The organism is Desulfobotulus mexicanus, assembly GCF_006175995.1.
Taxonomy (GTDB): Bacteria; Desulfobacterota; Desulfobacteria; order Desulfobacterales; family ASO4-4; genus Desulfobotulus; species Desulfobotulus mexicanus.
Map to the genome: position 1 here is coordinate 44,791 of NZ_VDMB01000019.1, position 22,274 is coordinate 67,064.

20 protein-coding genes are annotated in these 22,274 nt (G+C 49.7%); 4 read left to right on the top strand and 16 right to left on the bottom strand.

Annotated elements, in window-relative coordinates:
* Positions 1-5 precede the first annotated feature (5 nt).
* The 10 genes from rhuM to FIM25_RS13070 form a co-directional block, all read right to left on the bottom strand.
* Positions 6-989, bottom strand: coding sequence for a virulence RhuM family protein (rhuM, locus tag FIM25_RS13030; protein WP_139450042.1), 984 nt, complete (start codon positions 987-989; stop codon positions 6-8).
* An 870-nt stretch (positions 990-1,859) separates the two neighbouring features.
* Positions 1,860-2,879, bottom strand: coding sequence for an OmpA family protein (locus FIM25_RS13035; protein ID WP_139450044.1), 1,020 nt, complete (start codon positions 2,877-2,879; stop codon positions 1,860-1,862).
* A 72-nt stretch (positions 2,880-2,951) separates the two neighbouring features.
* Complete coding sequence (djlA, locus tag FIM25_RS13040) at positions 2,952-3,731, bottom strand: co-chaperone DjlA (RefSeq protein ID WP_139450047.1); 780 nt, start codon at positions 3,729-3,731, stop codon at positions 2,952-2,954.
* A gap of 44 nt (positions 3,732-3,775) precedes the next feature.
* Positions 3,776-5,395: a FumA C-terminus/TtdB family hydratase beta subunit gene (locus FIM25_RS13045; RefSeq protein ID WP_139450050.1), complete on the bottom strand. Its 1,620-nt coding sequence runs from the start codon at positions 5,393-5,395 to the stop codon at positions 3,776-3,778.
* A gap of 158 nt (positions 5,396-5,553) precedes the next feature.
* Complete coding sequence (locus FIM25_RS13050; protein ID WP_179953362.1) at positions 5,554-6,447, bottom strand: mechanosensitive ion channel domain-containing protein; 894 nt, start codon at positions 6,445-6,447, stop codon at positions 5,554-5,556.
* 24 nt (positions 6,448-6,471) lie between these two features.
* Positions 6,472-8,175 carry a GspE/PulE family protein gene (locus FIM25_RS13055; protein WP_139450055.1) on the bottom strand — a complete coding sequence of 568 codons (1,704 nt, stop codon included), beginning with the start codon at positions 8,173-8,175 and terminating at the stop codon, positions 6,472-6,474.
* A gap of 72 nt (positions 8,176-8,247) precedes the next feature.
* Positions 8,248-8,382 (bottom strand): hypothetical protein, encoded by a 135-nt coding sequence (locus FIM25_RS17725; RefSeq protein WP_281279332.1) that lies wholly within the window; start codon positions 8,380-8,382, stop codon positions 8,248-8,250.
* Positions 8,379-8,762, bottom strand: a complete 384-nt coding sequence (locus FIM25_RS13060) for a response regulator transcription factor (protein ID WP_179953363.1) — start codon at positions 8,760-8,762, stop codon at positions 8,379-8,381. Before FIM25_RS13060 ends, FIM25_RS17725 begins: the two co-directional genes overlap by 4 nt.
* Entirely contained in the window at positions 8,762-8,905 is a 144-nt protein-coding gene (locus FIM25_RS13065; protein ID WP_139450061.1) for an ATP-binding protein, read from the bottom strand. Before FIM25_RS13065 ends, FIM25_RS13060 begins: the two co-directional genes overlap by 1 nt.
* Before the next feature lie 62 nt (positions 8,906-8,967).
* The gene (locus FIM25_RS13070; protein ID WP_139450064.1) at positions 8,968-10,431 is read right to left on the bottom strand and encodes a RimK family protein; all 1,464 of its coding nucleotides are present in this window, start codon (positions 10,429-10,431) and stop codon (positions 8,968-8,970) included.
* Between the two features lie 251 nt (positions 10,432-10,682).
* Between FIM25_RS13070 and FIM25_RS13075 the strand changes: the two genes are divergently transcribed.
* On the top strand, positions 10,683-11,060 hold the full coding sequence (locus FIM25_RS13075) for a hypothetical protein (RefSeq protein ID WP_139450066.1): 378 nt from the start codon (positions 10,683-10,685) through the stop codon (positions 11,058-11,060).
* On the opposite strand, the gene FIM25_RS13080 is transcribed toward FIM25_RS13075, so the two are convergent.
* Genes FIM25_RS13080 through resB form a run of 5 tightly spaced genes read right to left on the bottom strand, consistent with a single transcriptional unit; the run spans position 11,050 to position 17,905 of the window.
* A complete protein-coding gene (locus FIM25_RS13080; protein WP_179953364.1) occupies positions 11,050-11,835 on the bottom strand; it encodes a TIGR02757 family protein in 786 nt (261 codons plus the stop codon). The two genes, FIM25_RS13075 and FIM25_RS13080, sit on opposite strands and share 11 nt — an antisense overlap.
* 29 nt (positions 11,836-11,864) lie before the next feature.
* Positions 11,865-14,345, bottom strand: a complete 2,481-nt coding sequence (locus FIM25_RS13085; protein ID WP_179953365.1) for a DNA internalization-related competence protein ComEC/Rec2 — start codon at positions 14,343-14,345, stop codon at positions 11,865-11,867.
* Positions 14,346-14,373: 28 nt separating this feature from the next.
* On the bottom strand, positions 14,374-15,627 hold the full coding sequence (murA, locus tag FIM25_RS13090; protein ID WP_139450075.1) for a UDP-N-acetylglucosamine 1-carboxyvinyltransferase: 1,254 nt from the start codon (positions 15,625-15,627) through the stop codon (positions 14,374-14,376).
* Positions 15,628-15,638: 11 nt separating this feature from the next.
* Complete coding sequence (gene ccsB / locus FIM25_RS13095; RefSeq protein WP_139450080.1) at positions 15,639-16,475, bottom strand: c-type cytochrome biogenesis protein CcsB; 837 nt, start codon at positions 16,473-16,475, stop codon at positions 15,639-15,641.
* Positions 16,476-16,528: 53 nt separating this feature from the next.
* Entirely contained in the window at positions 16,529-17,905 is a 1,377-nt protein-coding gene (resB, locus tag FIM25_RS13100) for a cytochrome c biogenesis protein ResB (RefSeq protein ID WP_139450084.1), read from the bottom strand.
* A gap of 403 nt (positions 17,906-18,308) precedes the next feature.
* On the opposite strand from resB, the gene FIM25_RS13105 reads away from it, so the two are divergent.
* The 3 genes from FIM25_RS13105 to FIM25_RS13115 all read left to right on the top strand — a co-directional run bounded on the left by FIM25_RS13105 (position 18,309) and on the right by FIM25_RS13115 (position 22,019).
* Complete coding sequence (locus tag FIM25_RS13105) at positions 18,309-19,253, top strand: ABC transporter ATP-binding protein (RefSeq protein ID WP_139450088.1); 945 nt, start codon at positions 18,309-18,311, stop codon at positions 19,251-19,253.
* A 31-nt stretch (positions 19,254-19,284) separates the two neighbouring features.
* A complete protein-coding gene (locus FIM25_RS13110; protein WP_139450092.1) occupies positions 19,285-20,031 on the top strand; it encodes an ABC transporter permease subunit in 747 nt (248 codons plus the stop codon).
* Between the two features lie 65 nt (positions 20,032-20,096).
* Positions 20,097-22,019, top strand: coding sequence for a Gldg family protein (locus FIM25_RS13115; protein WP_179953366.1), 1,923 nt, complete (start codon positions 20,097-20,099; stop codon positions 22,017-22,019).
* On the opposite strand, the gene FIM25_RS17130 is transcribed toward FIM25_RS13115, so the two are convergent.
* Positions 22,016-22,274, bottom strand: a 259-nt coding sequence (locus FIM25_RS17130) for a hypothetical protein (protein ID WP_218961427.1), incomplete at its 5' end; no start/stop codon positions are given. The genes FIM25_RS13115 and FIM25_RS17130 overlap by 4 nt on opposite strands.

Below are 22,274 nucleotides of genomic sequence, written 5' to 3' on the forward strand. Positions count from 1 at the left end.
TTTTGTTATGTTTTTTTCTTATCTTTTAATAATTTTTTCATCTCACGGTCAAAATCAGAGATATATTTTTTATCTTCTTCTTTTCTATATTTTTCATATTCAATTTTTGCTTTTTCGACCGCTTTTTTATGGCTGACTTTTCCGGCATTGGTTAAAAGTTCTTTCTCGCTGATTCGCAGAAAATCATCAAGTTTTTGAATCCAGTCGTTCATTTTCATTAATCTGCCGTTTGTTGCCTGGAGTTCAGCAAAATCAAGATACATGGAGACGATGAGATTGAGCTGTTTGAGTTCATCTTCTGACAGATAATTTTTTGCGATTGAAATATCTCTTGTGGTTATATATTTGCCGTGAAAATTGGTCAGCCCTAGAAATGGTTTTTCTGCGTTAACTCTTTGGCTTATCATTTCTGCTGCTGTCTGGCCGTGGACGGCATAGTGCATTTTATTTTGAACGGTTGCAAAAAATTCCTTGGTCAGAGTAGCATCATTTTTGTAATCAATGCTGGTTGCATAGATATCAGTTACTTTCTGGTAAAAATTTCTTTCACTGCTTCTGATATCCCGAATTCTTTGGAGAAGTTCTTCAAAATATCTTGACCTTGCGCCTTCCTGTTTCAACCGGTCATCATCCATTGTAAAGCCTTTTACAATGTATTCATGAATCCGCTTTGTCGCCCACTGCCGAAACTTTGTCCCCTGTATTGATTTTACCCTGTAACCAACTGAAATTATGATATCGAGATTATAATGATTCGGAGTTTTCTGCTGAAATTCGGAAATTCCGAATTTCTTCAGGGTCTGGTTTTCTGCAAGCTCTCCTTCGGCATAAATGTTTTTAATATGTTCATTAATTGTTGACTTTGCTTTCCCGAAAAGCATTGCCATTTGGTCCTGTGTCAGCCAGACTGTTTCATTTTCCAATTGCACCTGGAGTTTTGTTGTACCGTCTGAAGCCGTATAAATGATAATTTCTGAATTCTGTTCCATGTATCATCCCTCCAGGATCGGCTTTAATATTTCAGGCGATTTTTCGGAAAACTGTTCATGCGTTTGACTATTTCACAATCTGGATCGCTCCAGCGGTTATGAAGCTTGGTTATTATCTGTTCTTTCTGGGTATCGGACAGAGTTTCAAACTCCTTGCCCTGCATAACGGTATAGCTCAGCGGCGCGCGCTCATCGCGCGTCCGCTGAAGCGATTTGTTGGGCTTCCATTGTTTATCCTCAATGGATGTCCGTACTGCCAGAAAGTAGTCTTTGAGTGACTACACCAATAAACTTCCCTAGCCAATAATAGAGAACAGAATTGGCGGCTAAAGTCGGCACGATAAAATACCAATTACGTAAGTGGAGACTTGGAGTATGTCCGGGAAACAGAAACCATGAATTGATCCAGTCTGTTAGCCATGCAATTGGGAACCCGAGGGGAAACGCCGCAGGCAGCGCTATAAGGTCGCAGACCCAGCCTGAACATGTGAACGCTTGGTAGAACAAAATGCTGGCCACTGCAAAATAGCAAATCGAGAACAGCCAGCCGCACTTCGATCTTCCAAGCATTCTCACACGTGTATTTCCCATTTCCCAGTCTACCCCGATTGAAGCTCACGGCTAGCAACATTCAATGCTTTGTTGCCCAACAAGTTATTGTACTGATCCGTATAATCCCAATATTTTTATAAAATATGACCATTGAACAAGCACAAGAGCATAAAAATCAATACGGATAACATGCTTTTTTGCCTGTTAACCAAAAAACCATACATCACCGAATAGAGTTTCCAATGAATCAGGTTCGATGGAAAAGAACGACCCCAAAACAAGCAAAGCCATGACTGACTTCAAAAATCTTAAAGTCGTCTATAAGCGAACAAACTCAACCCGCCTGTTCTTGGCTTTTCCTTCCTCGGTGGCATTGTCGGCAACAGGTTTGGAAGCACCCCACCCTTTTGCCGTCAGGCGATCCGGGCTGATCCCCATCCCGGTCAATGCACGGACGACACTTTCGGCTCGCTGCTGGGAAAGACGCTGGTTAAGCTCAAGGTCTCCATCGGAGTCCGTATGACCTTCCACCGAAAAGCGGAGATCCTTATGATCCCGCATAAGCTGAAATATCTGGTCAATGATCCCGGCTGATTCCGGCCTGATGTCGGCCCTGTTCACATCGAACTGGATTTCCGTGGTTGAAAAACTCCCTTCCGACATGACTTGCTCATAAAGTGGCATGCCACCTTCGGCCACGACTATGTTTCTGATGAAGGCATCCGAATTGGGTCTGGCATTATTGGGTCGTCCTCCTTGGATCTGAAAACTGCGCAGTTCCTCCTCGAAACGGGGCACGTTCAAAATACGAACACCGTTGCTGAAGGCTCGCAGTTCATGCTGATTGAACGAGAGAGACAGTCGTCTCCATCCCGGCATAAATTCAGTTCTGGTTTCAGAAGTGCTTCCTTCTGAGACGGCGCCGCCTCGGGATGAATTCAGTATGAATCGCTCCCCTGTAATACGCAGTGAGCCGGATCTTCGTCCACTTTCATTGAAGAAGGTGACTTCGTAGGCATGTTGCCTGAGATCGTTCATCAGATAATCGAATTCAATGGTAAAGGCCTGGGGCAGATAGCTTTTTTCCCGCATCAGCGGAGCGACTTCCGTCCGGGTCACCAGAAACGAAAGGACATTTTCCCCTTCGTGTCCGGCCACTTCAGCACTCCCCCTGAGCAGTCGCCAATGTGAGGGGAACTCTCCTGCCTTTTCGTGTTTAAGGTTATCCTGAAAAATAACCCTGGAGCCACGCACAAACTCAGACTGACCATAAAGAGATGAAGCCATCAGGGTAAGTGCTGCAAGGCTGATAAAGCATTTCAATAGAATATTCTGCATAGTGTTTTCTCCTTGATAAATGAATAAATACACATGCGAACGACACTGTATTCAGCTAAAGCAAGCCCGTTTTCAGGACATACCCCGGCTTTTTTTTATGGTTTCATAGGCTTCATGGATGGCCATGAACTTTTCTTCGGCAAGTTCCGTAAATTCTTCGGGAAGTCCCTTGGATGCTATGGCATCGGGATGGTATTCCCGCACCAGCCTGCGATACTGCTTTTTCACCTCTTCATCCGTGGCCGAAGGATCAATATCCAGAACATCATAGGCACCCTTACCCGTTTTCATGTACCGGGAACGGAGCTGTTCATAAAAAGATGCGGGCAGTCTGAATATCTGCACGGCACTGCGTATCATTCTCTCTTCCTCGGAAGAGAGCTTTCCGTCACTCACCGCCACCCGCATGAGAATATCCGCCATCAGCTCCAGAATCTGCCGCTGGTGCCTGAAGGCATCGGCAAACTGTGTGGCAAAGGACTCAAAACTTTCAGGAGACTGCACCGCTGTTCGAAAAATCTGTATGGCAATTTTTCTGGAATCCGCATTCAGACGCAGATCCCTTTCCATGATCTCTTCTATGGTACGGATTTCCACTTCGGAAACCCTGCCATCGGCCTTGGTCAGCTTGGCCAGCATGGAAAAAGCCGCCACAAAAAAGGTCATGTGCCGGGTGTCATCACTGGCTTCTATGCGCCTGTAACCATACCCCGGACGCCCTCCCCTTCCGGCAAGGTAGGCATCATCCCTTTTATCAAAACCGTGGCCAAAGGCCGCCCCGAGAATGGCCCCCAGGGGGCCGCCTATGGCAAATCCCAGAGTACCTCCCACCAGTTTTCCTATCCAGCCCATATATCCGTCCCCATTATTTCTTTTATACCCGCCACTGAAACAATTTATCCGTTCTGTACCAGAAAGGACTCATAAAAATCATTGCCTTTATCATCCACTATCACAAAGGCGGGGAAATCCCTCACCTCAATGCGGTACACTGCTTCCATACCCAGATCTTTAAAATCAATCATATCCACCTTTGTAATACAGTCCCTTCCAAGACGAGCCGCAGGACCGCCAATGGAACCCAGATAAAAACCTCCATGTTTTTTGCAGGATTCCCGGACCTGAGATGAGCGGTTGCCCTTGGCCAGCATCACAAGGGAGGCACCTTTCTCCTGAAAACATGGCACATAGGGATCCATGCGACCCGCAGTGGTTGGCCCGAAGGAGCCGGAAGCATGACCAGCAGGTGTTTTGGCAGGGCCAGCATAATATACCATGTGATCCCTGAAATAAGCGGGAAGATCTTCTCCCCTTTCCAGCATGGCCTTCAGCCTTACATGGGCAATGTCCCTTGCCACCACCAAAGGGCCATTCAGCATAACACGGGTGGCAACCTTCAGCTTTGAAAGGGAAGTACGTATGGCATCCATGGACTGGTTTAAGTCAATGGATACGGCCTCTTCAGGTTCAAACGCAGGCTCCGGAAAAAAACGGGCAGGATCCCTGTCCAGCTCCTCCAGAAAAATACCATCCCCGCATATCCTGCCCCGGATATTCCTGTGGGCCGAACAGCTCACACCCACTCCTATAAAACAGGAAGCACCATGTCGGGGAAGACGGATAACCCTTACATCATGGCAGAAATATTTTCCACCAAACTGGGCACCCAGCCCAAGACTACGGCTCATTTCAAGGATTTCAGCCTCAAGGCTTCTGTCCCTGAATCCCTGTCCGTTCATGTTTCCCCTGTCCGGCAGGGAATCCAGATATCCGGTCGAGGCCAGTTTCAGGGTTTTCAGGGTGTATTCGGCACTCATTCCCCCCACCACCACAGCCAGATGATAGGGCGGACAGGCGGATGTACCGATCTCGCCTAAGCTTTTGCTGAGAAAAGGAAGCAGCTCCTCAGGGGCAAGAATCTGTGCCGTTTTATTATAAAGAAAGGTTTTATTGGCAGAACCACCGCCTTTAGCCACAAAAAGAAAGTCGTAATGGTCTCCGGGCACAGAGGAAATATCAATCTGGGCTGGCAGGTTGTTCTCGGTATTCACTTCCCCATACATGGACAAAGGCGCCAGTTGAGAATATCGGAGATTTTCGCCTGTATATGCCTCAAATACTCCCTTGGAAATCCAGAAGGAATCATCCGTACCCGTAAGCACGCCTTCGCCCTTTTTTGCCATGATTTGAGCCGTACCCGTATCCTGACACATGGGAAAAACACCACCAGCACTGATGGCCGCATTTTTCAAAAGCTCCATGGCTACAAAGCGATCATTGGCCGAGGCTTCAGGATCACTTAAGATAAGCGCAAGCTGTTCCAGATGTCCGGTAGAGAGAAAAAAAGAGGCATCCCTGAAAGCCTCCTCTGCAAGCATGGCCAAGCCTTCTGGTTTTACCTCAAGGAAGTTCCTCGTTCCAAAGGATAAGGACCGGACAGATTCTTTTCCTAAAAAACGCCAGCGGATCTTTTCATCGGCAGGACAAAGCACGTTCTGATATTCAAAGGTTTTCATTTTTTCAAAACCACCAGTAAGCCCGAATGGACACAGATATAATTCATTTAATTATCCCTTACTTAAGAATCCGGCCTTCTAAAAAAACAAACTCCGGTCCGGATTTTACTTTTCTGATAAAATTCAGCACCTGCCAGTATAAAATGATTCTTATTGCTTCAGCTTTCCCCTTTTCCAAAAACCACCGGCACCATACCCGAAAGCCCGTGCGTTTCCCCGGCCTCATCCGGTCCGTACATGGAAGTCAGAAAAATTCTCAGAATATCCGCTTCTACCCTACCCCTTCTGCGGGCTGGCACAGGCACCCTGAGCTGAAAAGCAATTTTTTCATGGTCCGGCATCTGCAGGTTGATACGGGGTTCCACAGCAGGGGCATCCAGGGCATGTCGCCTTGAAATGTTATGCATGCGAACCCTGGCCTTTTCAAGGTAAGGAGTGCAGACCGAATTGGCCGCCTCCAGCAGCAGTGCTTCCGCATGCATCCAGTTTTCACCCGCTTTTACCGTTATGGTAATGATATGAAAAACATACTCCTCACCCCCATGGGTTTCATTGCGCACGGCTGCGGAAAGAAAAACCGCATTGGGAATAAAAACACTGACACCCGTATACTGATGGGTACGGATGCCGGACCCCACCTCCATGAGACGAATTCCCATAAGATTCTGATCCAGTACATCCCCATGGATACCATTGACTTCGATGCGGTCGCCAATGGTAAAAGCATGGCAGGCAGTCCTGTAAAAATATCCGATAATATTAAGAAGAAACTCCTTAGTGGCAACCACCACAGCCGCAGCCACAAGCACAAGGCCTGCGCCTATGGACTGAAGCTGCTCGATCCATATCACCACAATCAGAAAAATGACAAAGAAAATGGCTGCATTCCGGACCGTAACCACCCAGCGTCTCCGAACGGTACTGTCCAGATTTTCCTGGCCCAGAATGCTACGCACCGCCCCATGGCGCAGAAGCAGAATGGCACCAATCACCACAAAGCTTGTAATGGCTTTTGCAAGAAAGGTGTTATCAACAACAAAATTCCATTCCAAAAAAGTCAGCTCCCTGCAAAAAGATCAGTCCAGAACAACGGCCTTGTCAATGACCCGGTTCACTTCATCGATGGTGGTCATCCCCCGCAACACCTTTTTCAGCCCGTCATGGTAAATACCCCTGAAGCCCTCATTTTTAGCTGTGGCCTCTATTTCCACAAGGGAGGCATTTCTGGATACAAGATCCCTGATGTCATTGGTAATGAGAAAAACTTCATGCAGGGCCAGCCTGCCAAGATAACCTGTGAAATTACACCTCACACAACCCTTTCCCTTATAGAAAACAACCTTCTCTCCCTCCTCACGGATGAAATACCGGTCCGCTTCCGCATCGGACAGGGTGTAGGATTCTTTGCAGCCCTCACAGATCCTCCGGACAAGGCGCTGGGACATAACACCCAGAAGGGAAGGAGATACTATGTAGGAGGGCACACCGATATCCATCAGCCGGGTAGTGGCCTGAAGGGCAGTATTACTGTGCAGGGTGGAAAGCACCATATGCCCGGTGAGGGCCGCCTGACAGGCAATCCTTGCGGTTTCCAGATCCCTGATCTCACCCACCAGCATGACATCGGGGTCCTGACGCAGAAAGGAACGGAGCACAGCGGCAAAATCCAGCCCTATGGCCGAATTGGCCTGCACCTGATTAACACCTTCAAGCCGGTATTCTACGGGATCTTCCACCGTCATGATGTTTATTTCATCGGTGTTCAAGCGTTTAAGAACAGAAAAAAGGGTGGTGGTTTTACCGGAACCCGTAGGACCTGTAACAAGAAAGACCCCGTTAGGAGAACTGGTAACCGCCTCAATATGGCGAAAGGTTCTATTGGAAAAGTCCAGATCTTCAATGCTTGGAATCTCCCGGACAGCCAGCTGCCCGAGAAGTCTCATGACAACTTTTTCTCCTGCTATGGCAGGGGCAGATGAAAAGCGAATGTCTATGGAGCGGTTTTTCAGTTTCAGGGAAATGCGCCCGTCCTGGGGTCTTCTTCTTTCCGTAATGTCGAGACCTGCCATGACCTTCAGCCGGGACAATACAGGAGCCAGCAGGGAAAGATCCATTTTAAGGCGGGTCTGCAGCAGGCCATCTATGCGGAAACGTATCCGCACCAGCTCTTCCGCAGGATCAATATGTATATCCGTCGCCCTTTCCTTGATTCCTAAGAGAATCACACCGTTGGTAAAATCCACAACGGCCTTGTCACCGGCTATTTTTTTAAGCTGCTCGTCGGTAATTTTGCTTGTACCTTTAAAAAGCGAGTTCTCAGAAATTTTATTGATGAACTCTTCTACGCTTTCTTTGGACTGATACTGTATCTGGATGGCATCCTCAATGTCCTCAAGAAAGGCAAATACAGGACTGATGGGAAGACCCGCCACCTTGGACACCATCTCCAGAAGCCCGAGATCCTGAGGTTCAGCTGTCGCAACGGTGAGGGCAGAGCCCAGACGATACAGGGGAATAATTTTCTTCTGTATGGCCAGATCCCTTTTGATCATGGCAATGGCATCGGGCTGAAAAATACTTTTTACCAGATCCACATAGGCATAGCCAATGGCATCCCCCCAGAGCTTTCCAAGAAACCCCTTGGAAGACACCCCTCCCTTGTGAAGAAAACTCAGAATCTCCAGATCATTCCCCTGAAATTTTTCCCTGAGATTCTGTGCGTCGTCTTCCGTGAGGAAACCGAATTCCACCACTTTTTTGACAAAGGCAGGATTGTTCATGGCAAAATCCTTTTATATTTTAAAGGGTTTCCGGCATTCATGGTATATGTGAAATCCGGCTGCGGCTTTTCATTATTTTTTCTTCATTTCCTTAAGCATTTTCCTGATCTGATCCTGGGAGAGCTTTCTGTTCATATCCTGTTTCTTCACATCCTCATCCTTACGGATTTCATCCATCAGCTCGGAAAGACGATATTTTTCCTTCATGGCTCCACCTCCATATCCCCTGTGATCTCTTTGATAAGTACTGTCATCTCCTGATAGGGAGTATCTTTACGGATATAATCATCAGCTCCCGCTTCTATGCAGCGGGTAATGGTCTCCGCATCTGCAACGGAAGTGAGCATGATAATTTTTGAGCGGGGAGATTTCCCTTTCATAAGTCCTATAACCTCATCCCCTGTTTTTATGGGCATATTGATGTCCATCAGAACAAGATCCGGCTTCTCCTTTTCCACAAGGGAAAGTCCTTCATCCCCGTTGGCAGCCTCACCCACCACATCAAGACCAACCCTTTGCAATACGGCACGCATAAAAACACGAATATGCGACTCATCATCCACAACAATGCACCTGATTTTTCTCATCATTCCTCCATGGGCAGGCAAAAGCCAAAAACAGCCCCCCCCTTATCACAATTTTCAGCATAGATATGACCACCGTGGGCCAGAACAAGACGTTTGGACAGAAAAAGCCCGAGACCCGTATACCCCTTCACCAATGGGTTCATACTGAAGCATATTGTCGGTGTATTTTATTTCCACAAACTCTCTTTTGCATCCATGTCCAGGGTCACCGCACCCCTTTTTTACGTACCACGGCATCATAAAAATACCCCATGATGCGGTCATAAAGCGCTTCCTTTAAAACGGCATCCTCTATGCCAGCATCAATATTGGGGTTGTCATTGACCTCGATGACATAGGCTTTTTTTCCGATCAGTTTCAGATCAATTCCATAAAGACCGTTTCCCACTAATCTTGCAGCTTTCAGAGCTGTTTTCAAGACAATATCCGGCACAGCTTCCAGGGCCAGAGTTGAAGCATCTCCCATGCGGCTGTTGCCGGTCTTCTTCCAGTTCACAATCTGCCAGTGGCTTCGGGCCATGAAATACTTACAGGCAAATAAAGGCTCACCCGCCAACACACCAATGCGCCAGTCATATTCCGTGGGGGTGAAAGCCTGAGAGATAATCAGGTCAGAACCTTCCAGGAAACGCTCCGCCTCCCGGATAAAAGACTCTTTATCATCCACCTTGATAACACCTTGGGAAAAGGCGCTGTCCGGCTGTTTGAGTATACGGGGCCAGGATCCGCTAAGTGCCGCATCCCTCAAGGTCTGGCGTGAAAGAATGCTGGTTTCGGGTGTGGCAATACCATGATGGGTCAGAAGCTCCGCAAGGTACACCTTGTTGGTACATTTAATAATGGAAAGGGGGTCGTCCATAACCACAAGGCCTTCGGCTTCCGCCCTCTGGGCAAAACGGAAGGTGTGGTGATTCACCGCTGTGGTTTCCCGTATGAAAAGGGCGTCAAAAAATCCGATGCGATGATAATCATTGCGGGTAATAAGACTGACATTAAGGCCAACCCTCTGCCCGGCCCGGATGAAACGTTTCAGGGTTGCAGGGTTTGATGGAGGCATTTTTTCTGCCGGGTCCGTCAGGATGGCAAGATCATATCCTTTCTTTTCAGGCCTTCTGGTTTTTAATCCCCGGCCCGCAAGATAAGCTTCCGCAAAATCCACAAGATCCTTGAAATGAATATCAGGAATTTCACTGACTCCGATCATGCGCATGGTGCGGATCTGCCACCGACCATCCTTTTTCATGAAATTCACCCTCAGAAGAGGACATTGAAAAAGGTTGAAAATTTCCATGGCAAGCCTGTCATAAAGGGGATTCAGATTCCTGCCAAAATAAATACTCAGCTCAAATTCTTCCCTTTGCAGACTGGCGAGACTCTTCTGGATCATCCGGTCCAGATCTTCCGTTACAAGGCGCACCACGGGCATGGATTTGATATCCTGCACCGAAGCAATGGTGGGGAAAGCCTTATGGCCTCTGGCCGCAGCCAGCAGGGAAACATAATAACCCGTGGACTGGTACCGGTAAGAACGGCAGAGATTGAATACCCGTGCCCGTTTCATGGTAAGAAAACGGCCATCCATAAGGTACTCACGGGATCCCACAACTTCTGCGCCAGAGATGGAGACAGGCCATCTGGAAGGCATATCCACCACAATAATATCATTCATGAAATAATGGCCTCGATTTCCTTTCCCGGAATCAGGATAAAAAAGTTTTACATTGTGAGGCTTCAAGACTGCCACTGCGCCATTTCACCTTTAAAAGCCTAATACGCCAAAGCTTAACAAAAAAACAGCCTGAAAAACAAAGGCAGAATTTTTTATTTTTTTTCCTTCCCATTCAAGACTTTATGCCTTATTATAAAACAAAGTTCAGTAGTATGGCGGGTTTCACCCCCATGGCTGCAAAGGAGGTTATCATGATTCAGCCCATTTCAGGTACAAACAACCCTTATAACGTATCTCAAATCCATCAGGTGGCCCAAAGGCCCCCTCAAAGTCAGGAGCTGGAACAGGTCCAGCCCCGACCGCTGCAGGATGCAGCCATATTCCAACCTTCCGAAGCTGCGCAAACGGCCATGGCTTCCGGATACGGACCTGATGCCCTTGCAACCTCAGCACCGGTTGCTGAAACCCTTCAGGCTACAGCTCCTCAGCCTGCAGAAGCGCCAACAACACCTTCTGCTGCGGAAAGGGCACAGAATCTTTACCAGCAGCCGGAAAGTGTGATCCGTGAATTCACCCAGATGGCCAGCAATTCAATTCAGCAGGGTCAGCAAGTGGATATCATGGTATAAACTCCGCCAGAAACGCTGCGGGATCCTTTTTTTCAAGGATACCCGCACGGGTCAGGGCAAAGTCGTAGCGGACCGGATCTTCAGGCGTAAAACGGGCAAAAGCCCGGGTAATTTCCCTTGTGGTTCTTATATCCCCTGATGTCCGGTCCGTCATTTTTGCAAGCAGGGCCATTCTGTGCATATGTACATCCAGAGGCACAAGCAGTCTCTTGCTCCCCACATCCTCCCACAATCCCGTATCCACAGCATCCTTTCTTACCATCCAGCGTAAAAAAAGATGAAGCCGTTTACAGGCACTTCCCTTTTCAGGCCGAGGCAAAAGATGCCTCGGATTCAGAGGCGCATGTTTTAAAATTTCATCCACAAAGCCCTGCAGACCTTCTTCAATATCCCCCCCCCTGTCTTTCAGGGCAAAAACGGCCCTCAGACTTCCATGACCTTGCAGCACAGCCTGAACCCCACAGAGAAAACCCACCATATGAGAGCCACCGGCAAAACGATGCCTGAAATTCCGAAATGCTTTTTCCAGACTGCACCTGTCCATCTCCATCAGCCATGCCGCAGGATGGGGTCCTGCAAGGGTAAAAAAAACCTCCAGGGATTTCAGAATCTGCTCCACCCGGCCATAGGCCAGGGCTGCAGCCATGAGAGCCGCCACTTCAATGTCCTGGGGATTTTCAAAGGCGTAGATAGTTTCCAAAGGATCTGGATGCACAAAGGCTCTGTGGGTATAGCGATCATAAATGGCTTCCAGTATGTCACGGGTAAAAAGCACGAAACTTCCCTTCAAATAAAAATTACCTGTTACCACAACCTGTCCCAGCGCCCGATGGGGGTATGCCCTGCGCCAATGCCCTCTTCTCTAAAATCAAGGGTGACAGCCCCTCCCGTATCAGTCCGAAACACCTTTATACCGGAAGCTTCCAGCCTGCGGAGAACTTCAACTGAAGGATAACGATAACGGTTTCTTATCCCGCAGGAAATAAGGGCAAGGGAAGGATTCACCACTTGCAGAAAAGAAGCCTGCGTGGATGTCCGGCTGCCATGATGCCCCACAAGCAACACATCCGATGCCAGAGCATTCCCATGGGTTTTTGCATAATGATTTTCAGCCATTCTTTCCGCATCTCCCGTAAACAGCATGCTTCCATGGGGAGTCTGCATACGGAAAACAAGAGACTCATCATTAACTTTTGAAAAACGCAATTCTCCGGGACCAAAAAACTCAAACATCGTTCCCTTAATCTCTATGGGATCTTTTTCCATGGAAGGGTGCCGGATAAGGGTACCACGCTCTCTGAAGGCCGCCACAAGTTCCTGCCCCATGCTTTCTTCCAGAGCAGCTTCGGCTATCCAAAGCTCCTTTACCCTATATCGCTCCGCCAGATGGAAAAACCCTTTGATATGATCCGCATGGGGGTGGGATGCCACCAGCACATCAATGGTGCGGATCTTCTGAAAATCCAGCCATGGGGAAAGAATAATGCGCCCCGTGTCCATGGAGTCAGGCCAGGGAAAACCACCTCCGTCCACCAGCATAACCGCACCGCCGGGCAAGCGTATGCCTGCTGCCGAACCCTGCCCCACATCCAGCATGGTAACAACAGGACTGCCCGGCCCCATACGGGAGAAAGTCCAGCGCAGTATATCACCCGTCAGAAGCAGTACCAGAAAAAGGGCCAGAATTACCCTTGACCTGTGCCACCCTTTTTTACTGTCAAAACCCAGCCAGAGAAGAATAAAACCAAAAAAAATAAAAACTTCCAGAAGAGTCAGGGCACCGGGCTGCAATACGGCAAAGGGCAGGCTGCCCGTAAATTCTGCAAGTCCGTTTCCCCATGATGTCAACACACCTGCCATTTGCAAAATAACCTCCCCTGTCCGGAAAAAAAGGGAGAGAAAAAGGCCTGACATGGCAAGGGGAAGGGTCAGCATTCCCATGAGAGGCACCATCACAAGGTTAACGGCAATACCAATCAAAGAAACTTCCCGGAACACGTAAAGACAGATGGGCGCCGTAAAAAGGGCTGCAAAAAAAGAGGTTTTAAAAAGTCCCTTCAGCCACAAAAAGGCCTTCACCCGAAAACCCTTTGCACCGGCAAAGGATTGGGGATAACGCTGAAAACCAAGAATCAGACCGGCAACGGCGGTGACACTGAGGAGAAAACCCACATTCACAAGGCGTTCAGGGTCCGCAGCCAGAAGAAGACCCGCCGCCAGTACCAGAAGACTCCATACATCGGTGCTGCGATGCATCACCAGAACCCAGAGGCCGCAGGCCACCATGACCACAGCCCTTAAGGCCGAAGGGGCACCACCGGAAATCATGGCATAGGACAGGGCAATAACAAGGGCAGGAAGGGCTGCCACCCTCCGGGTAAGTCCCCGCTCCGTAAAAAAACGGAACCACCGTAAGAGGCGTTCCGTAAGCCAGAAGACAGCTCCTGCGAGCAAGCCCACATGCAGGCCGGATATGGCCATGAGATGGGCAATGCCGCTTTTTGTATAGGCTTCCCGCAGGGCAGGTGTTACATGGCCCCTGTCGCCAATGAGCATGGCCGAAAGAACCGCTCCTGCATCCACATCCTGAACGCAAGACCGGATCTTTTCTCCCAGAAATAAACGGAAGCGATCCACCCTTGGGACAATATTTACAGGCTCAGTATCCAGAATCTCCAAATCCCTGTCTCTGGACCAGATCCGGCCCATAATACCCCGGCCATGCTGAAATCTCCGGTAATTAAAACCACCGGGATTTTCAAAATTGTCAAAGGGCCTTATTTTACCTTTAAAATGAACAAGACTACCGGGAAGGGGCATTTCTCCTTCACCCACAAGGGTGAACATCAGCCTTCCTTCAAGGAATATCATCTCGCCGGAATCACGGCGAATTTCAACCCTGGTAAGATGGGACTGTGTTCTGCCATGCCGGGGCCTCGGCAGGCCATGGATACGGCCTGTAACTTCCACGGTATCATCCATGGCAAAGGCAGCAAGACGAAGGGCTTCCCTCTCCGGCCCATGAACCTGCAGGCCGGTCAGATGCCCTACAGCAATAAAACATAAGATGGGAAGAAAACATGAAAAAAAGAAGGAGCGGGAAAGGGAGCAGCGGGAAAGAAACAGACACAAATACAGAACCAGAAGACCAAAACCGGTCAGGGCAGCAAGCAGCATCCATACAGCGGGCAAGGGCCAGAATCTGGCCCAGAAAATCCCGGCGGCAAAGGCCAGCAACAGGGGAATAGCAGGCCTTTGCCAGAATGTTATGCCATATGGGTTCACAGGCCGATGCCTAATCTTTTACAGATTTTTAACGGATACGGCGGATTCGGGCCCCCAGCCGGGAAAACTTCTCTTCCATGGCCTCATAGCCCCTGTCCAGATGATAAACCCTGTGCACCACCGTTGTATTCGTAGCCACAAGCCCTGCAAGGATGAGGGAGGCACTGGCCCGCAGATCAGAAGCCATGACCGGTGCTCCGGAAAGCTCTTTCACCCCCCGAACTTTGGCCGTATTGCCTGCATGCAGGCTGATGGCTGCACCCATGCGCTGGAGTTCACTGACATGGATAAAACGGTTTTCAAAAATATTTTCGGAAATAACACTGGTTCCCTCGGCCATGCTGAGCAGTACCATGAACTGGGCCTGCATATCCGTAGGAAAACCCGGATAGGGCTGGGTTGTGATGTCCACACTTTTCACAGGGCTGTTTCTCCGCACCCTTACCCAGTCCGATCCGGTTTCCACATCAGCGCCCGTAGCCCGGAGCTTATCAATGACGGCCCTCAAATGATCCGGATTACAGCCACAGGCCTTCACATCTCCTCCGGTCAAAGCTCCCGCCACAAGAAAGGTGCCCGCCTCTATGCGATCGGGGATAATTTCAACATCTACGGGTTTCAGGGATGATACTCCCTGAATGACGATTTTCGATGTCCCGGCCCCTTCCACAGAAGCTCCCATGGCATTGAGCACATCGGCCAGGGCAACAATTTCCGGCTCCCTTGCCGCATTTCTGAGAATTGTTTCCCCATCGGCAAGGGCTGCGGCCATCATGAGATTTTCCGTACCCCCCACCGTAGGCACGTCAAAACAGATATCCGCCCCCTTCAGGCGTGAGGCTTCGGCTTCCACATACCCATGCTCCAGACGGATACGGGCTCCCATGGCCTCAAGCCCTTTCAGGTGCAGATCAACGGGCCGTGCGCCAATGGCACAGCCTCCGGGAAGAGAAACCCTGGCCTTACCCAGTCTGGCCACAAGGGGACCCAGTACCAGAATGGAAGCCCGCATCTTCCTTACCAGCTCATAGGCAGCCTCGGTACGGTTCAGACCCGCAGCATCCACCCGAACCCTGTCATCTTCCCTTGTAACCCTGCAACCCAAATCTTCCAGTAGAAGAAGGATGGAATCAATGTCTTTAAGCCTGGGAACACGGGAAAAGCCGCAGCTTCCTTCCACCAGAAGGGCCGAAGCCAGAATGGGAAGGGCTGCATTCTTCGCACCGCTGATGGGAACATCCCCTTTAAGGCGCACACCACCCTTGATTTCTATGGTATCCATGAAGTCCCTTATCAGAAACCGCCGTAACTGTGCAGTCCGGGAAGAAAGTTAACACCAAAATAGGTAAACATCACCGCAGCAAAACCCAAGATAGACAGCCAGGCAATTTTCTTACCCGTCCAGGAACGCATAAGCCGCGCATGGAGCAGCACAGCATAAATAATCCATGTGATCAGAGACCAGGTTTCCTTGGGATCCCATGACCAGTAACTGCCCCAGGCGGAGTTGGCCCAGACCGAGCCGGTAATGATACCCAGAGAAAGAAAAAGAAAACCAAACACCACCATGCGATAGGTCAGATCATCCAGTATCTCCGGAGCCGGAAGACGACTTCGCCAGCCCTTGTTGCTGTCCTCACCCGGATGAATAAGAAACATTATACTGGTGGCAAAGGCCAGTGCAAAGCCCGCATAACCAAGAAAACAGGTAACAACATGGATTGTCAACCAGTTGCTCTTCAGGGCAGGTACCAGGGGACGGATCTGATCACTGATATTGGGAGACAGGGAGGCATAGGCGATGGCAAGAAAAATAAGAGGCCCAAAAAAAGCCCCCACTTCCCTCCGGCCCGTCTTCCACTCCACAAAGAGATAAAGGGCAGCCATGGTAAGGGAAAAGAAGACAAGGGATTCATAGAGGTTGGATAAGGGAATACGCCCGATACCCATCTGATAACTTTCAGCCCAACGCAGACAGAACCCTGCAACATTACCAAGCAAGCCCGCCCACAGCAGAGCAGTAGCCCCCTTACCCCAGGCGGGCTTATGGAAAATCCAGGCCGATATATACAAAAGGGCTGCTGCACCGTACACATAAGTGACAATGGAAAGAATAAGAGAACTGTTCATCGCTATTCCTTATTGTTATGAAATAAAATCCGCTTCCACAGAATTCTGACGGTTCAGATCTTTTTCAGGTTTTCCTCAATTTTTACAAGCCGCTGCTTCAGGGCATGCTGACCCCGGTTGGCAGTTCCTCCAACCGTGTACTGTACACCACCTTCTTCCCTGCTTTCCAGAAGCACAAAAATCCTTCTGTGGGAAAGATAAAAGACAACCCAGCATCCCAGAAGCATAAGGGTAAAGCCAAGATAAACCAGAACCACACCGGGATCTTTACTTACCTGAAGGCCTGTAAAGTAAAGAGGCTCATAATCATTTATTTCTATGGCAAAGCCCCGTTCTCCCATACGCATACGGTCAAAGCCCGGATGTCTCCGGGGCAGCACCAGGGTTTCCCTTTTGCCTTCGGCGGACTCATAGAATCCCAGAAAAGTCGGTCCCAGCCTGTGACCCCTTAACTGGAAATTATCCATAAAATTCATGAGAACAATATGCCCCTCCGTAAAGGGCACAGAAAAAGGCTCCCGAACCTCACCCGTCATGAGAATGGGTTCCCCATCTTCTGGGATCAGTTTAAGGGAAACGGAACGGGCAGCAGCAGTCCCGTAACTGGACTGATACATGCGAACCCCCTGATAGGTCAGGGGATGGTTCACACGGATATCTTCCGTAAGAATTTCCTTACCATCCCTGTCCAGAAGGGTAAGGGTGGAGCGATATTCTCTGGGCGTTCCGTCGGGATAGAAGCCCACGTAAAAAGAATCACAGCGGATGGAAAAACCGGTATCCTTGGTTCCTCCTCCGCCCCTGAGCCTTATTTCATGGGCTGTATCACCTTCGGGAATGTTCACAAAGCCGGAAAACCCGAAAAGGGAACCCACAAGACCACCCACAAGGAGAAGAAGCACACTCAGATGAACAGCATAAACCCCAAGCCTTGTCCAGCGTCCGAATTCACCATGCACCAGCCGTGCATCGCCATCCCTTTCCACACCGGTACGGATTCCCCAGCCCCCCAGTGCATCAAGGGCTTTTTTTTCTGCTTTGTCCAGATCTTCCTTCAGAACAAAAACAGCCGCATTATCAAGCTTCCTGACCCTTTCCAAACGGGGAGGACGGGGAGTTTTCCGCACCCATCGCCACACGGCGGGCAGACGCTCAAGGCTACAGACAATCAGATTGACTGCCAGCAGCAGAAGAAGCAGCTGGAACCACCATGAATTGTACATGTCATGCAGAAACAGAAATGAGGATATCTGTGCCCAAAGTCCTTCCCCGACCTCTGGTCGGGCACCGGGTCTCTGGGGAATGAGGGTTCCCACCACCGAGGTTGCAGCAAGCAGCAGCAGCACAATAATGGAGAGTTTTATGGATGCAAACATCATCCAGACCTGCCGTATAACACCTTCTTCTTCTACAGCCCTGTTCTTTTCCATCAGGCCCTTTCTTTCTAATACTCAAAAACAAAGATTTCGGGACTAAAAAACTCCGTTTGCCGAAAACAACTCCGGACATTCCAGATGAAAAGAGATGTCCGTCTGATATTTTAAAGATAAAGAATTGTGTCCTGTCAGGGAAAGGCGGCAAAAAAACTCAGGCACGGGATAAAAAATACTGGAAGCCGGGGCAGCTCAAGGGGTTCAGGATACGGCCCCAAAAACCACTGTCTACCTAACAGAAGCCTTCTTCTTGCGCAAGTCAGTGCTTAAAATCTCCTTATCCATTTTGATTGACAGACAGACTGCATGACCTTAGTTTCTGCGGAATACAAAGAATGACACGGCTAAAAATTTACATTATTTTACAAAACCTACCCCATCTGATCAGGAGACCTGTTTAATGATTGAAGTTACAGAACTGAGCAAAGGGTTCAGTGGGAAAAAAGCAGTGGATTCCATCTCCTTCAGCGTTGACAAGGGAGAAATACTTGGTTTTCTTGGACCCAACGGCGCAGGCAAGTCCACCACCATGCGCATGATCACAGGTTATCTGCCACCCGATTCAGGCACCGCTGTCATAGATGGTTTTGACATTCTCAGGCAACCCATAGAGGCCAGAGCCAGGCTGGGCTACCTCTCGGAAACGGCACCTGTGTATCCGGAAATGACAGTCCGGGAATTCCTGCTTTTCTGTGCGGAAGTGAGGGGCTTTTCCGGAAAAAACCGGGACAGGGCCGCCGATGTCGCCATGGACAGATGTTTTCTTGCAAGTGTGGTACACCAGCCCATCCACACCCTTTCCAAAGGATACAGACAGCGTGTCAGTTTTGCCCAGAGCATTCTCCATGATCCCGCCTATCTGATTATGGATGAACCCACAGACGGCCTCGATCCCAACCAGAAGCATGAGGTCCGGCAGATGATACAGGCCATGGGAGAAGCCAAGGCCATTCTCATTTCCACCCATATCCTAGATGAGGTGGAAGCCCTCTGTCCCAGAGCCATCATCATTGCAGAAGGACGTATTGTGGCCGATGACAGCCCGGAAAACCTCAGGCGTCAGGACCCTGACTACGGAGCCTGCAGCCTCACCCTGAAAAACCAGCCCCCTGCCGGACTGATGGAAAAACTACAAACTATTGGTGATGTGAGAAAAGAAACTCCGGCCAAAGATACTGATAGTGTAAGGCTCCACATCCAGCCCAGACAGCATCAGCCGGACTTTTCTTCACAGATCGAAGGCATATGCCGCAGGTCCGGAGCTGACATCAGTGAGCTTTTCATTTCGCAGGGAAGGCTGGATACGGTTTTCCGTATGCTGACCACCCAAAAAAAAGCGGCCTGAAATCACCCAACACATATACAGGGAGCATTCAATGATACCCTCTTCATTCCACTCCACACGCGCTGTGTTCAAGCGGGAACTCAAGAGTTATTTCATCACACCCGTAGCCTATGTATTTCTGGTTATTTTTCTCATCCTGCAGGCCTTTTTCACCTTTCAGGTAAGCGGACTCTTTGAATCCGGACAGGCTAATCTCAGACCCTTTTTCGACTGGCATCCCTGGATTTTTCTTTTTCTCATCCCCGCTGTCTCCATGGGACTCTGGAGCGATGAACAAAGACAGGGCACCCTGGAGCTGCTCCTTACCCTGCCCCTTTCCCTTACAACAATCATTTTGGGAAAATTTCTGGCCGCATGGGCCTTCATCGCACTGGCCCTTTTTCTAACCTTTCCTGTGGTACTGACGGTTCAGTATCTCGGAACCCCGGATCTCTCTGCCATCTTCTGCGCCTATCTCGGCAGCTTCTTCATGGCCGGAGCCTTTCTCAGCGTGGGCATTTTCACATCCGCCCTCACCCGCAGTCAGGTAATCAGCTTTGTACTGGCCCTTGTTTTCTGTCTCCTTTTCGTTCTTGCCGGTTATCCGCCGGTCATGGACATGCTGGGGGCCAGCGTACCCAAAAGCCTTGCCTCCTTCATAGCGGGTTTAAGTTTTCTCACCCACTTCAACACCTTTGCCATGGGGATTTTTGATCTCAGGGATCTCGTATATTATCTCTCAGTCATTGTTTTCATGCTCACGGCCAACGCTATACTTCTCATGAACCGCCGTTCCTGAGCATCTTTCATCTTAACAACTGAAAAGCGACTATCCATTCCTGATGGATTTACATGGAGTATACAATGACAGACAAAACGAAAAAACATCCCGGAGCAGGCCTTAAAAAAAGCCTTGCCATGCTGGGTCTTCTTTTTCTCACTCTCCTTTTGCTCAATATCCTTTTTTCAAACATCCGCATCCGCTGGGATGCCACCTCTGACAAGATCCACTCCCTTTCTCCGGGAAGCATAGCCATCCTTAAAAAACTGGAGGAGCCGGTAAGCATCAGATACTATTTCAGCGATGACCCCATGCAGATGCCGGTTCATTTCAGGGCCTTTGGCCGCAGGGCAGCAGATCTTCTCAAAGAATACGAGGAAAGCTCAGGAGGAAAAATCCGACTGGAAATCATCCACCCTAAGCCGGATTCAGAGGAAGAAGACTGGGCCAGAACCTACGGCATCGAGCCCCTGCCAACACCAGGAGGCGATAACCTTTATCTGGGACTTGTTGCAATCTCCGGAGACAGGGAGCAAACCATCGCTTTTATTGATCCTGCCAGAGAAGCCAGCCTTGAATATGACATCACCCGCACCCTTACCCAGATCAGCCGGGCAGAAAAACCCCAGGTGGGAATTCTTTCAGGCATGAACATCTACGGAGCACCCGGCATGCCCGGCATGGGCGGCGGCGGCAGCAGGTGGTTTTTCCTCAAGGAAATGGAAAAAACCGTCCGCCTCCATACAATTGATGGAGACGAAGAAGACCTGCCCGAAAAACTGGACCTTCTTATCCTTTTCCAGCCGGATTATCTTTCTCCCTCCATGCTCCATGCCATTGATGCTTATGTAAGTAGCGGCGGCAATCTGATGGTTTTCAGTGATCCTGCCGCAGTAAGTGATCCCATGTCCGGCTACGGCCCGACGGAATCCCCCCTTGATCCCCTCTTTGAAGCATGGGGCATTGAAAAAGACGACCGGGTTGTGGTGGATTTTCACGCCGCAACAAGGCTCATGGGCCAGAACAATCAGGTGGAAAACAATCCTTCATGGCTGAGCCTGGATGCCTCTGCCCTTAATAGGGATCATCTCATTACTGCCACGCTGAATTCCCTGCTCCTGCCCATGGCAGGTACTGTGAGCCTTGGGGAAAACAGCCCCCTCAAGGCAGAAGTTCTGGTTTCCTCTTCGGAGAATGCAGCCCTCTTTGATCCTGCGGAAGTTCGCATGGGCATGGAAAATGTCCGGCGCTCCTTTGAAGCAGAAGGCAAGCGCTATCCTCTGGCCATGATATTTGCTGGCCAGTTCCCCGTGGCCTTTCCCGACGGCCCCCCCGAAGAAGAGGGTATTCAGGCCGAAAGCATCGGAGAGGATAAGGCAGAAAAAACGGATGGCAGGGACAAGGGAGAAAAACTTTCCGAAGGTAAGGCGGAAACTGCGGTAAAGAAACAAAAGCCCGCCACCCTTGTTTTCATTGCGGATGCGGATCTTCTCTTTGATGCCTACTACATGAGCCGCCAGAGTTTTCTGGGCTTTGAAATGGCAAGGGTTTTCAATGACAACCTGAATTTTGTTCTTAACAGCGTGGAAATGCTCAGTGGCAGCCCGGACCTCATCCATGTGCGCACAAGGGATGTCACAGACCGCCCCTTCCACAGGGTGAAGGATCTGGAACGTCAGGCAGAAACCCGCTGGCTCTCTAGGGAACAGGCGCTGCTGCAAAGGGCAGAAGAAGCCTCCATGCGCATTCAGATGCTGGAAAGCCAGAAGCAGGGTGAAGATGCCCTTGTTTTGAGTGAAGAGCAGGAAGCGGAACTCCGCAGGTTCAATGAAGAGAGGATGCGCATCAATCAGGAACTGAAAGAAGTCCGGCGCAACCTCCGCTCCGACATCGACGATCTGGGAACGAGGATTAAAATCATCAATATGCTGGCCGTTCCCCTCCTTGTGGCAGGGGCAGGCATTATTCTTGGCATTAAAAGACGCCCTGAACCTCCCCATGGCTAAAGCCAGGGGGTTCTGACAGCAAGGGCTGCATCTCTTCGTGGCTCTCGCCTTGCGGCTACAGCATCCACGACCTCGATACATTCCGATCTGTCTTTGACGGACGAACAGCTCTGTCTCCGGATACCGAAGCTCGAAGGCACAGACCTCCGATTTGCTGTTTCTGTTACCCTTGACATCGCCCGTCGCAGCAGCGGTTCCGCAGCCGACCAGTCTTTATTCGCCTGATGGATGCCAAGGGTGTTGTTGCTACAATGT

Excerpts from the sequence above, each read along its gene's own strand:
- rhuM (WP_139450042.1), bottom strand. The coding sequence starts at position 989 with ATGGAACAGAATTCAGAAATTATCATTTATACGGCTTCAGACGGTACA.
- FIM25_RS13035 (WP_139450044.1), bottom strand. The coding sequence starts at position 2,879 with ATGCAGAATATTCTATTGAAATGCTTTATCAGCCTTGCAGCACTTACC.
- djlA (WP_139450047.1), bottom strand. The coding sequence starts at position 3,731 with ATGGGCTGGATAGGAAAACTGGTGGGAGGTACTCTGGGATTTGCCATA.
- FIM25_RS13045 (WP_139450050.1), bottom strand. The coding sequence starts at position 5,395 with ATGAAAACCTTTGAATATCAGAACGTGCTTTGTCCTGCCGATGAAAAG.
- FIM25_RS13055 (WP_139450055.1), bottom strand. The coding sequence starts at position 8,175 with ATGAACAATCCTGCCTTTGTCAAAAAAGTGGTGGAATTCGGTTTCCTC.
- FIM25_RS17725 (WP_281279332.1), bottom strand. The coding sequence starts at position 8,382 with ATGAAGGAAAAATATCGTCTTTCCGAGCTGATGGATGAAATCCGTAAG.
- FIM25_RS13060 (WP_179953363.1), bottom strand. The coding sequence starts at position 8,762 with ATGAGAAAAATCAGGTGCATTGTTGTGGATGATGAGTCGCATATTCGT.
- FIM25_RS13065 (WP_139450061.1), bottom strand. The coding sequence starts at position 8,905 with ATGAACCCATTGGTGAAGGGGTATACGGGTCTCGGGCTTTTTCTGTCC.
- FIM25_RS13070 (WP_139450064.1), bottom strand. The coding sequence starts at position 10,431 with ATGAATGATATTATTGTGGTGGATATGCCTTCCAGATGGCCTGTCTCC.
- FIM25_RS13075 (WP_139450066.1), top strand. The coding sequence starts at position 10,683 with ATGATTCAGCCCATTTCAGGTACAAACAACCCTTATAACGTATCTCAA.
- murA (WP_139450075.1), bottom strand. The coding sequence starts at position 15,627 with ATGGATACCATAGAAATCAAGGGTGGTGTGCGCCTTAAAGGGGATGTT.
- ccsB (WP_139450080.1), bottom strand. The coding sequence starts at position 16,475 with ATGAACAGTTCTCTTATTCTTTCCATTGTCACTTATGTGTACGGTGCA.
- resB (WP_139450084.1), bottom strand. The coding sequence starts at position 17,905 with ATGGAAAAGAACAGGGCTGTAGAAGAAGAAGGTGTTATACGGCAGGTC.
- FIM25_RS13105 (WP_139450088.1), top strand. The coding sequence starts at position 18,309 with ATGATTGAAGTTACAGAACTGAGCAAAGGGTTCAGTGGGAAAAAAGCA.
- FIM25_RS13110 (WP_139450092.1), top strand. The coding sequence starts at position 19,285 with ATGATACCCTCTTCATTCCACTCCACACGCGCTGTGTTCAAGCGGGAA.
- FIM25_RS13115 (WP_179953366.1), top strand. The coding sequence starts at position 20,097 with ATGACAGACAAAACGAAAAAACATCCCGGAGCAGGCCTTAAAAAAAGC.